10 protein-coding genes are annotated in these 10,896 nt (G+C 64.9%); 4 read left to right on the top strand and 6 right to left on the bottom strand.

The genetic code is table 11. The annotated features are described in order from the left end of the window. Positions 1–58: 58 nt before the first annotated feature. The 3 genes from rfbD to rfbB are packed head-to-tail and all read right to left on the bottom strand — an operon-like array spanning position 59 to position 2,593. Positions 59–955 (bottom strand): dTDP-4-dehydrorhamnose reductase, encoded by an 897-nt coding sequence (rfbD, locus tag ACT53T_RS04405; RefSeq protein ID WP_476160281.1) that lies wholly within the window; start codon positions 953–955, stop codon positions 59–61. A 9-nt stretch (positions 956–964) separates the two neighbouring features. Then, positions 965–1,522 carry a dTDP-4-dehydrorhamnose 3,5-epimerase gene (gene rfbC, locus ACT53T_RS04400; protein WP_476160280.1) on the bottom strand — a complete coding sequence of 186 codons (558 nt, stop codon included), beginning with the start codon at positions 1,520–1,522 and terminating at the stop codon, positions 965–967. Positions 1,523–1,540: 18 nt separating this feature from the next. After that, a complete protein-coding gene (gene rfbB / locus ACT53T_RS04395) occupies positions 1,541–2,593 on the bottom strand; it encodes a dTDP-glucose 4,6-dehydratase (RefSeq protein WP_476160279.1) in 1,053 nt (350 codons plus the stop codon). Between the two features lie 346 nt (positions 2,594–2,939). Between rfbB and ACT53T_RS04390 the strand changes: the two genes are divergently transcribed. Together ACT53T_RS04390 and ACT53T_RS04385 are read left to right on the top strand one after the other, a co-directional pair. Continuing rightward, on the top strand, positions 2,940–4,163 hold the full coding sequence (locus tag ACT53T_RS04390) for a TCR/Tet family MFS transporter (protein ID WP_476160278.1): 1,224 nt from the start codon (positions 2,940–2,942) through the stop codon (positions 4,161–4,163). A 73-nt stretch (positions 4,164–4,236) separates the two neighbouring features. Next, complete coding sequence (locus ACT53T_RS04385) at positions 4,237–5,475, top strand: M48 family metallopeptidase (RefSeq protein WP_476160277.1); 1,239 nt, start codon at positions 4,237–4,239, stop codon at positions 5,473–5,475. Between the two features lie 3 nt (positions 5,476–5,478). Here the strand turns inward: ACT53T_RS04385 and phhA are convergent, their stop codons facing one another. Continuing rightward, a complete protein-coding gene (gene phhA, locus ACT53T_RS04380; protein ID WP_476160276.1) occupies positions 5,479–6,345 on the bottom strand; it encodes a phenylalanine 4-monooxygenase in 867 nt (288 codons plus the stop codon). A 228-nt stretch (positions 6,346–6,573) separates the two neighbouring features. After that, positions 6,574–7,941 (bottom strand): tryptophanase, encoded by a 1,368-nt coding sequence (locus ACT53T_RS04375; protein WP_476160275.1) that lies wholly within the window; start codon positions 7,939–7,941, stop codon positions 6,574–6,576. A 102-nt stretch (positions 7,942–8,043) separates the two neighbouring features. Here ACT53T_RS04375 and ACT53T_RS04370 point away from each other — a divergent pair, with 102 nt between their 5' ends. Together ACT53T_RS04370 and ACT53T_RS04365 are read left to right on the top strand one after the other, a co-directional pair. Continuing rightward, complete coding sequence (locus ACT53T_RS04370; RefSeq protein ID WP_476160274.1) at positions 8,044–8,775, top strand: cytochrome c biogenesis CcdA family protein; 732 nt, start codon at positions 8,044–8,046, stop codon at positions 8,773–8,775. Positions 8,776–8,781: 6 nt separating this feature from the next. Next, complete coding sequence (locus ACT53T_RS04365) at positions 8,782–9,507, top strand: class I SAM-dependent methyltransferase (protein ID WP_476160273.1); 726 nt, start codon at positions 8,782–8,784, stop codon at positions 9,505–9,507. Between the two features lie 671 nt (positions 9,508–10,178). Here ACT53T_RS04365 and ACT53T_RS04360 read toward each other — a convergent pair. Then, positions 10,179–10,841, bottom strand: a complete 663-nt coding sequence (locus tag ACT53T_RS04360; RefSeq protein ID WP_476160272.1) for a CDP-alcohol phosphatidyltransferase family protein — start codon at positions 10,839–10,841, stop codon at positions 10,179–10,181. Positions 10,842–10,896 lie beyond the last annotated feature (55 nt).

The raw sequence follows: 10,896 nt of genomic DNA, 5'->3' as shown, positions 1-10,896 counted from the left end.
GAGCGTCGCCGGATGAAGCCGCGTGCCGCTGCCGCCCGCGAGAATGATTCCGCGCATGTCATGCTCCTCCATCTGTGGGGCAGGCGAGCAGCCTGTCGACGCAGGCCGCGAGCGATGGGCGCCAGTCGGGCAGAGCGACGCCGTAGATTTGCGAAAGCTTCGTATTGTCGAGACGCGAATTGGCCGGGCGCCGCGCCGGCGTCGGATAATCCGCCGTCGTGATGCGGCGAACGCGCACCGGCCTGCGACCATGCTCCGCAGCGCGCGCGAAGATCGCTTCGGCGACATCCGCCCAGCAGGCGTCGCCCGCGCCGGTCATGTGAAAGACGCCGCGCAGCTGCGGCGCGCTGTCATCGCAAAGGCGCCTCGCTATGCGCAATGTCGCCTCGGCTATGTCGAGCGCGCTCGTCGGATTGCCGAGCTGATCGGCGACGACGCCGACCTCCTCGCGCGTCTCGCCGAGCCGCAACATGGTGCGCACGAAATTCGCGCCGAATGGGCTGTAGACCCAGGCCGTGCGCAGCATGGCGGCGTTTGGGCAGAGCGCCGCGACGTGCTGCTCGCCCTCGCGCTTGGAGCGGCCATAGGCGCCGAGCGGCGCGGTCGGATCATCCTCGCGATAGGGGCGCGCAGCGGAGCCGTCGAACACATAGTCGGTCGAAAAATGAATGAGCGGAACGCCGAGCGCATCCGCCGCCTCGGCGACATGGCCGGCGCCCTCGCCATTGACGCGCAGGGCGAGCGCTTCTTCCTGCTCCGCTTTGTCGACGGCGGTGTAAGCAGCCGCGTTGACGATCGCATCGCAGCGCGCGTCATTCAGCGCCGTGCGCACGCTGTCGCGATCCGCCAGATCGAGCTGCGGCCTGCCGAGCGCGATGATTTGCGTTTCCTCATCGGCGCGCTCGCGCAGAGCGGTGACGACCTGGCCCTGCGTTCCGGTGACGGCGATGCGCATCGTCACCCCTTACTCGAAGGCGTCGGAAAGATCGCGCAGGCGCGGCCAGCGGCGATCCTTCTCCGACAGAACCGCCCGCGCCGGCGCGATCGGCCAAGCGATGTCGAGATCGGGATCGTCGAAGGCGAGGCCGCGATCATTGGGCGCCGAATAGAAATTCGTCACCTTATAGACGACTTCCGTATCCGGCTCGAGCGTGCAGAAGCCATGCGCGAAGCCGATGGGAACGAGCAATTGCCGCCAATTCTCCGCGGAGAGCTCCACCACGACGTGACGGCCGAATGTGGGCGACGCGCGTCGAATGTCGACCGCCACATCCAATATGCGGCCGCGTGTGACGCGCACCAGCTTGTCCTGCGCGAAAGGCGCGGTCTGGAAATGCAGCCCGCGAATGACGCCGGTCTCGCGCGAGAGCGAATGATTGTCCTGCACGAAGCGCAATGGCGGCAGGCCGCGCCCCTGCCAGCGCCTCTCATTATAGCTCTCGGAGAAAAAGCCGCGCGCATCGCCGAAGCGATCGGGCGTGACGATCTTGACGCCATCGAGCGCCGTGTCCTCGATCTTCATTCTGTCCTCACGCGCGCGTCAGGCGACGCAGCCGAGCCGCTCGCCGCGATATTTGCCGGAGCGTATGGCTTTCCACCACGCTTCATTGTCGAGATACCAGCGCACCGTCTTGGCGAGACCGCTCGCAAAGCTCTCCTTTGCTCGCCAGCCGAGCTCGCGCTCGATCTTGGAGCAATCGATCGCATAGCGCAGATCATGGCCCGGCCGATCCTGCACGAATGTGATCAGCTCGCGATAAGAGCCGCGCGCGCGGGGCCGCAGCTCGTCGAGACTGTCGCAGATCGCCTGCACCACCTCTATGTTGCGCATCTCCGAGCGGCCGCCGACATTATAGGATTGCCCGACGACGCCGGCGCGCGCGACGGTGAGCAGCGCCTCGGCGTGATCCTCGACAAAGAGCCAGTCGCGCACATTCTCGCCGCGTCCATAGACGGGCAGCGGCTTCTCCTCGAGCGCATTGAGAATGGTGAGCGGTATGAGCTTTTCCGGGAAATGATAAGGGCCGTAATTATTGGAGCAATTGGTGATGATGGTCGGCAGGCCATAGGTCTCGCGCCATGCGCGCGCGAGATGATCGGAGCCCGCTTTCGAGGCCGAATAGGGCGAGTTGGGCGCATAGGGCGTGTCCTCGCGAAACAGCCCCTCGAGCCCGAGCGCGCCGAACACTTCGTCGGTGGAGATATGCAGGAAGCGAAAGCCGGCGGCGGTCTCCGCATCGAGACGACGCCAATAATCGAGCGCCGCTGCGAGCAGAGTGAAAGTGCCGACGACATTGGTCTCGATGAAGGCGCCCGGCCCGTCGATGGAGCGATCGACATGGCTCTCGGCGGCGAGATGCATCACGACATCGGGCCGGAACTCCGCGAAGGCGGCGGCGACGGCGTCGCGGTCGCAAATATCGGCGCGCCGAAAGGAATAGCGCGGATCGCCGGCGATGGGCGCGAGCGAGTCGAGATTGCCGGCATAGGTGAGCTTGTCATAGACGAGCAGCTCATGCGGCGTCGTCTCGATGATGCGGCGCGAAACCGCCGAGCCGATGAAGCCGGCCCCGCCGGTCACGAGTATGCGCATCTATCGCCCGATCCGGGCGGCGTTCGCCGCTGTCTCATGGAGGAAGCGAGAGGGAAGACGCATCCGCGAAAAGCACCTTGTTCCTGATCTCGAGGATTCGCCGCGTCGCCGACGCCGCAAGATTTTTTCTCTTCTATTCACGCCAATTGAAAGATCACGGCGCCGGCTGTCAACTCCGGCGCCGCGCGGCGGGGAATTATGTTTTTTGTGCGGCGTTTTCCGGCGCGCTGGCGTCGGCCGCGAGAATTTGGACTCGTTCCAGACTGCTTGCGCAGCATGTCGGTTTCGCGCTATCCCGCGATAGATCGGGCCGCGACGGATCGCCGGCCGTACAGAAGAGTAGTCGATGTTTCAGCGTCCCGGCAAGGCGGCCTTCGTCTTCATCCTCATCACTGTCGCGCTCGACATGCTGGCGCTCGGCGTGATGATCCCGGTGCTTCCCAAGCTCATCGTGGAGTTCGAGGGCGGCGATCTGAAAAGCGCTTCTATAGCGACGGGCGTCTTCGGTTTCGCCTGGGCCTTCATGCAATTTTTGTTTCAGCCCATGCTCGGCGCGCTGTCCGATCGTTTCGGACGCCGGCCGGTCGTGCTGCTGTCCAATCTCGGCATGGGGCTCGATTATGTGTTCATGGCGCTCGCGCCATCCTTGTCCTTTCTCTTCATCGGCCGGCTGATATCGGGCGTGACGGCGGCCAGCGTCTCGACGGCGACGGCCTATATCGCCGACATCACCGAGCCGGAGAAGCGCGCCGGCCGTTTCGGCATGATCGGCGCGGCGTTCGGCGTCGGCTTCATCCTCGGCCCGGCGCTCGGCGGCGTGCTCGGCAATCATGGCCTGCGTTATCCATTCTGGGCGGCGGCGGCGCTGAGCCTGCTCAACGCCGCCTATGGCTATTTCATCCTGCCGGAGTCGCTCTCGCCGGAAAAGCGCACCAGCGCCATTCTGTGGCGCAGCGCCAATGTGCTCGGCTCGCTGGATTTTCTGCGCCGCGACCGTTCGCTCGCGCTGCTGGCGCTCGCCATTTTCCTCTCCTATCTGGCGCATGAATCGCTGCCGAGCCTTTTCGTGCTCTACACGGAATATCGCTACCATTGGGACGCGGAGACGACGGGCTGGGCGCTCGCCATCGTCGGCGTGTCGCAGACTGTGGTGTCCGGCGGATTGGTGCGGCCGGCGGTCAAGCGCTTCGGCGAGCGCGCGACGCTGGTCGTCGCTCTGGCGGCGGGCGCGCTCGGCTTTTCGGCCTACGCCTTCGCGCCCACGGGTGGGATATTCATGGCGGCGCCGCCGCTCATCGCCCTCTGGGCCATGGCCGGTCCGGCCTTTCAGGGTCTCGCCACGCGCTTCGCCTCGGCCTCGGAGCAGGGGCGGCTGCAAGGCGCGCTGTCGAGCCTGCGCGGCGTCTCCGGCATGGTGGGTCCGCTGTTCTTCTCGCAGATTCTCTCCTTCTCCATCGGCTCCGGCGACTTTCCGGGGGCGGGCTATTTCGTCGCGGCGCTGCTGCTCGCGGCGAGCCTCTTCGTGGCGCGCAACGCCGTGAGCGGAGCCGTTCGGCAGTCCGCCGTCTGACGTCGCATTCCGCCGCGCGGCCGCTTATATTGAGGCGGCGCGGGCCCCTCGGCCGGCGCTTTCGGAGATTCGCATGAGCTTCGTCGCTGCGGCCGTCTATTTCGCCATACTCGCCTCCGCGGCGCTGAGCGTCTATCTGAAGGCCCGCCAGAGCCGCGCCGCGCGCGCCGATCGCGACGCGCCTCCGCCCGAATTCGCGGAGACGATCACGCCGCAGGAGCATCGCCGCTCCGCCGATTACACGGTCGCGCGCATGCGCCTTTCTGTCGGCGAGACCTTGCTGGACGCGGCGATCTCCGTCGTCTGGCTCGCTTTTCTGCTCGGCTCGCTCTATGCGCTGCTCGCGCAATTCATCGCGCCGGGCCTGACGCTCAGCGTCGCCGTCGTCGTTGCGGTGGCGATCGTCGATCATCTGCTGCGCTTGCCGCTGTCGCTGGTCGAGACCTTCGGCCTCGAGGCGCGCTTCGGCTTCAACAGAACGACGCCTCTCATGTTCGTCTTCGATGAGGCGAAGGGCGCGGCGCTGTGGCTCGTCTTCTTTATTCCTCTGCTCTACGGGCTGTTCTTCGCGGCGCGCTTCTCGCCCGATTATTGGTGGCTGGCGGGCTTTGTCGCGGCGGTGGCGCTGCTGCTCGCCATGACGGTGATCTATCCTTCCGTCATCGCGCCGATGTTCAACCAGTTCACGCCGCTCGAGGACGCCGCGCTGAAGGCGCGCATGGAGGAGCTGCTGGCGCGCTGCGGATTTCAATCGGGCGGGCTCTATGTGATGGACGCCTCGACGCGCTCCACCCATGGCAACGCCTATTTCTCCGGCTTCGGCAAGGCCAAGCGCATCGTCTTCTTCGACACTCTGCTGCGCAAGCACAGCGCCGACGAGATACTCGCCATTCTCGCCCATGAGCTCGGCCATTATAAATTCGGCCATGTGCGGCAGCGGATTTTCCAGGCGGCGGGCTTTCTCTTCATCGGCTTCGCGGCTCTGCATTTCGCCTTCGAGCGCGGGCTCGGCGGCGCCTTCGGCCTGCCGAATGATCCGGGCGTCATTTTCGTCATCGCGCTGATGGCGGCCGCGCCGATTCTGCACCTTCTGTCGCCGCTCACCAATTTCCTGTCGCGCCGGGCGGAGTTCGAGGCCGACGGCTTCGCCAAATCCATTTACGGCGAGGAGCCCATGGTGAGCGCGCTCACCAAGCTCTCGCGCGACAATCTCTCGACGCTGACGCCGGACCGGCTCTATGCGCTGTTCTATTACTCGCATCCGCCGGCGCCGATCCGCATCGCCGCGCTGCAGGAGGCGAGGGGCGCCTGACCTTCAGGCCGCGTGCGCCTTGCCGCGGAAATAATGGAAATCGCCGCGCGAGATCAGCGCATCGCCGGGCGCGAGCTCATGCGGCGCGAGGTCGGCTTCTGACCGCAGATGGTCGTAGACGGGGCCGAAATCGCGATAGCAGGCTTCGAGCAGGCGTTCGAAGCCATCGACGACGAAATAGCACTGCTGAAAATCATCGATGATGTAATTGGTGCGCATCACTCGCTCGAGATCGAAGCCGATGCGATTGGGCGAGCTATCCTCGAGCGAGAAGACCGTTTCGGCCGGGGAGGAGAGAATGCCGGCGCCGAAAATGCGCAGCCCCGCAGGCGTCGCCAGCAGCCCGAACTCCACAGTATACCAATAGAGCCGCGCCAGATTGGCGAGCTGGCCGCGCGCCAGCGCGCGCCGTCCGCCCTCGCCATAGGCCTGCAGAAAGCGCGCATAAACGGGGTTCGCCAGCAGCGGCACATGGCCGAAGACATCGTGAAAGACGTCCGGCTCCTCGAGATAATCGAGCTCCTCCTCCGGGCGGATGAAGGCGCCGGCGGGAAAGCGGCGATTGGCGAGATGCTCGAAAAAGACGTCGTCCGGCACGAGGCCGGCGACCGGAACCACGCGCCAGCCGGTGAGCGCGGACAGGCGCGCGCTCAGCGTCTCGAAATCGGGAACGCCGGCGGGCGAGAGCGCGAGCGCATTCATAGAGGCGAGATATTCGTCGCAGGCGCGGCCGGGCAGCAGCTTCGCCTGGCGGGCGTAGAGTCGGCTCCAGCGGTCGTGCTCGGCCGCGCTATAGGAGGGCCAGTTTTGCTCGATCGTCCAATCGGCGCGGCGGGCCGCGTCGGCGTAGCGGTTCTTGCCCTTCTCCATGCGGCCCTCCTTCAGCGGAAACCGGGCTGTCGTCCGCGCCCCCCTCCCCAACCCTCCCCCGCCTTGCGGGAGAGGGAGAAGATTCGGCGCTTCATCGAAGTTTCGCGAAACGTCGCCGCCTTCCCTCTCCCGCGTAGCGGGGGAGGGTGAGGGAGGGGGCGCTCCGGTCTTCGATACGAAAACACGCGAGCTATTAGATAAGCGCGCACAGGCCGTCCGCAAAGCCGCTCAGCCGGGCGCGAAATGCGCGGTGAAATGGCGCAGGAAGGGCGCCTGCCGCATGATGCGGAAGGGCGGGATCGCGGCGCGCGCGCGGAACACAGTCTCGATCGCCTCGATCACATAATCGAAATGGCTCTGCGTGTAGACGCGGCGCGGAAAGGCGAGACGCACCAATTCGCGCGGCGCCGGCGTCTCCGTTCCGTCTTCCGCGCGGCGGCCGAACATCACGCTGCCCAATTCGACGCCGCGCACGCCGCCCTCGAGATAGAGCGCGGCGGTGAGGCCGACGCCCGGAAAATCCTTCGCCGAAAGATGCGGGCAAAAGCCCGCGGCGTCGATGAACACCGCATGTCCGCCCGCCGGCCGCACGATCGGCACGCCGCGCGCGATGAGGCGGGACGCGAGATATTCCACCGTCGCATGGCGATAGCGCTGGTATTCCTCCTCCAGCGCCTCCTCGAGCCCAACGGCGATCGCCTCGAGATCGCGGCCCGCGAGTCCGCCATAAGTGGGAAATCCTTCCGTCAGTATGAGCAGATTGCGAAAATCCTCCGCCCAGCGATCGTCATTGCAGGCGAAGAATCCGCCTATGTTGGCGAGACCGTCCTTCTTGGCGCTCATCGTCGCGCCGTCGCAGAGCGAGAACATCTCCCGTGCAATGTCGATGAGCGCGCGATCCGCATAGCCGCGCTCCCATAGCTTGATGAAATAGGCGTTCTCGGCGAAACGGCAGGCGTCGAGCACCAGAGGTATTCCGCGCCGCGTCAGCAGGGCCTTGGCTGCGCGAATATTGTCGAGAGAGATCGGCTGCCCGCCGCCGGTGTTGTTGGTCGCGGTGAGCATGCAGAAGGGAATTTTCTTTCCCTCGCGCTCCAGCGCACGCTCCAGCGCCGCGAGATCTATGTCGCCTTTGAAACGCGTCTCCGCATGAATATCCGCGGCCTTGGCGCTGGGCAGATCGAGCGCCGTCGCGCCGACATATTCGATATTGGCGCGCGTCGTGTCGAAATGGCTGTTGTTGGGCACGACATCGCCTGGCTTCAGCCGCGTCGCAGCGAGAATGCGCTCCGCCGCGCGGCCTTGATGCGTAGGAAAAATATGCTTGAAACCCGTGATGTCGCGAATGGTCTTCTCGAAGCGGCGCCACGACCTGCTTCCCGCATAGCTTTCGTCGCCCATCATGAGCGCGGCCCATTGCCGATCCGACATGGCGCCCGTGCCGCTGTCGGTCAGAAGATCGATGGTGATGTCTTCCGCATCGAGCAGAAAAACATTGTAATGCGCGGCCTTCAGCCGCTCCTCGCGCTCTTGCCGCTTTGTTATCGGCAGAGCTTCTGTCATCTTGATGCGGAAGGGCTCGATGATGGTGCGCATATCGCTTCTCCTTCGCAGTGCGAGATAGGGCGCGGCGCCGACGCCGCTTTACGTAGCCGCGCCGGCTGTGGCAAAAGCGTCGGCGCGAAAACAGGAGACCTCATGGCGGCCGACGTTACTTATCCAGCCGCTGCGGCGGCGGGCGTGCTCTCTTTCCTCAGCCCTTGCGTGCTGCCCTTGGTGCCGCCCTATCTCACCTTCATCGCGGGCGCGAGCCTCGAGGAGCTGACCCACGCCGGCAAATCGCGCGCGCGGCGCGATGTGCTCAATGCTTCGCTTCTGTTCGTCGCCGGCTTCTCGACGGTCTTCGTCGCGCTGGGGGCGACGGCGAGCGTGTTCGGCAAAGTGCTGCGCGCCAATCTGGAAATCTTGTCGATCGCCGCCGGCGTCGCCATCATCCTCATGGGCCTGCACTTCCTCGGCGTGTTCAAAATCGGCCTGCTCTATCGCGAGAAGCGCCTCGAGGTCGGCCGTCCGGTCGGGCGTCTCGGCGCCTATGTCATGGGGCTCGCCTTCGCCTTCGGCTGGACGCCCTGCATCGGGCCGATACTCGCCGCCATTCTCGCCGTCGCCGGCTCGCAGGAGACGGTCGCCAAAGGCGCCGCTCTGCTCGGCGTCTATTCGGCCGGTCTCGGCCTTCCTTTCCTCGGCGCCGCCGCGGCGATGGGGCCGTTCATGGGCTTCATGCAGAAGTTCAAGAAGCATTTCGGCAAGGTGGAGAAGGTCGTCGGCGCGCTGCTGGTGCTCACGGGACTCGCCTTCCTCACCGGCGGAATGCAGAGCTTCTCCTTCTGGCTGCTGCAGACCTTTCCGGGTCTCGCGAATTTCGGATGATCGCCCATGTCACAGCGCATCGATGAAAATCTCTTCACCGGGCCGATCGGCGCCGAATATCGCATGCTCGAGCTCATCTGCCCCAATGCGGCGCTGCTCGCCCGCCGCGTGGCGGAGCGCGTCGCACATTGGCATGAGGGCGTCGCGCTCGAGGTTCTGGAGATCGGCTGCGGCACGGGCGTGAGCACGCTGCCGCTGCTCGCCGGACGCGACGATCTCCATGTCACCGCGATCGACAGCGCCGCCAAAATGCTGGATCAGGCGCGCTCTCACCTCGCGGATTTCGTCGCCGCCGGCCGCGTGCAATTCGTGGAAGCCGACGCGCTCGCCTATCTTCGCGGCCTTCCCGCGGCCAGCGTCGACGTCGTCTCCTCCAATTACGCCGTGCATAATTTCCTCGACGATTATCGTCGGGAATTTCTCGCCGAGATTTTCCGCGTGCTGAAGCCGGGCGGCATTTTCGTCAATGGCGACCGCTATGCGATGGACGATCGCGCCGCGCATCTCTCCGCCACTCAGGCGGAGGTGCGCAGCTGGTTCCAAAAGCTCGGGACGATCGGCCGCTATGATCTGCTCGAGGATTGGGTCGCGCATCTCTTCAGCGACGAATCGCCCGAGCATGTGATGTATCTGGCGCCGGCGCTGGAGCGCATGACGGCGGCAGGCTTCGCCGATGTTCGTGTCGAATATCGCGAAGGCGTGGACACGCTGCTGACTGCGGTCAGGCCGTAACGGGTCCCAGAAAAGAAAAACGCCGGACGTACCTCCGGCCCGGCGTTAGAGCCCGCGGCGGCATGTAGCCGTCGTTTGCTCTTCGTCACAACTAGCGCCGCGCCATGACTGGATAATGACAAGAGCGCGGCAATCCTATGATTATCGCGCACGCGTTTTGCCGTGGGGCAGGGTGACGCGCGGCCGAGGCGGCTGCAACGCCGCTGATGGCAAGACCGCGCTCTTACGGGTCTCTCGCCGCGCCGATATCGCCTTCGGCTCCACCCCACCGACCGCAGGGCGACGGGGAGGCGCGCTTCGGCGATCGACACGCGGCGCGCGATCTCCCGAGGAGAAATTCGATCCGCCGGGGCGCCGATCAATTGCGTCGCGACGACCAATCCGCTGATCGCGATGACGGCTATTATCGGAAGAACCGGAGGCTTCGGCGCAGGTCGATTTGCAATCTATCGCGCGATGTAAATTTATAACATATTGCAAGTCCGCTCGCGACTGGAATTGTCCATCATCTTCGGGCGAACCGTCGGCGTTCGTATGTGGCGCCGGCCGAGCCATATTCGGCGACCGTGAATTCTCTGCGGCCATTCTGAGCGTTCATCCCCGAGCACAGTGTGAGCTGCACAGATGAGCGTCCTACCTGCACTGGATGCTGCTTAAGATGAGAGAAGCTGTCACTCCCGAACCGCGAGCTCCCGGGCGTCCGCGAGAGTCTTCGCGGCGAGGCCGATGACTGCGAAGGCGGCGAGGATGAGGATCGCCGTGTCCAGCCGCGACGGGCCGTCGTGCGCCATCTCGTCGACGCCCGAGACCCGCGCCACGAAGGGACATGCCGCCATGAGGATGCGGAACTCGCTCGGGCCGAGGCCGATATAGGCCATCGGCCGCGCATGATGCGCGATCGTGCGAACGTAATTATAGGCCGAGAACAGCAGATAGCAGACCAGAATGACGAAGGCCGATTGAAGCGATAGAAATGGCGAGGCGCCGAACATCGCGATCAGCAGGACTTGTGACAAGAGATCATTCGTTTGGCCGAAGACTTCGAGCTTCCGATTGGTCTCGTTGCGGCTTCGCGCGAGCGGCCCGTCGAGCGCCATTCCAAGCCAATTGAGGGCTATTCCGACAACGAAGACCGGCAGCCACGCGGGCGACCAGCGGCAACCGATGAGCGCCGCCGCGGCGATGACGGCGCCGATGACGCCGACTTTCGTCAGGCGCCGCGGCGTCACTGACCCGGGCAGCGCCGCGAGGATTGCGTCAGTGAGCTTTTGCTCACTCGCGGCGAGGAAGCTCCGATCGAATTGCGGGCTATGATGACTGAAGAGATACGCCACGCTTCACTCTGTCTCTTTTTGCAGTCGCCGCTTTTGCCTCGTTCGTCTCGTCCTC

This window comes from Methylosinus sp. DMC45 (genome assembly GCF_056313885.1).
This window is presented reverse-complemented; position numbering and strand designations above follow the sequence as displayed.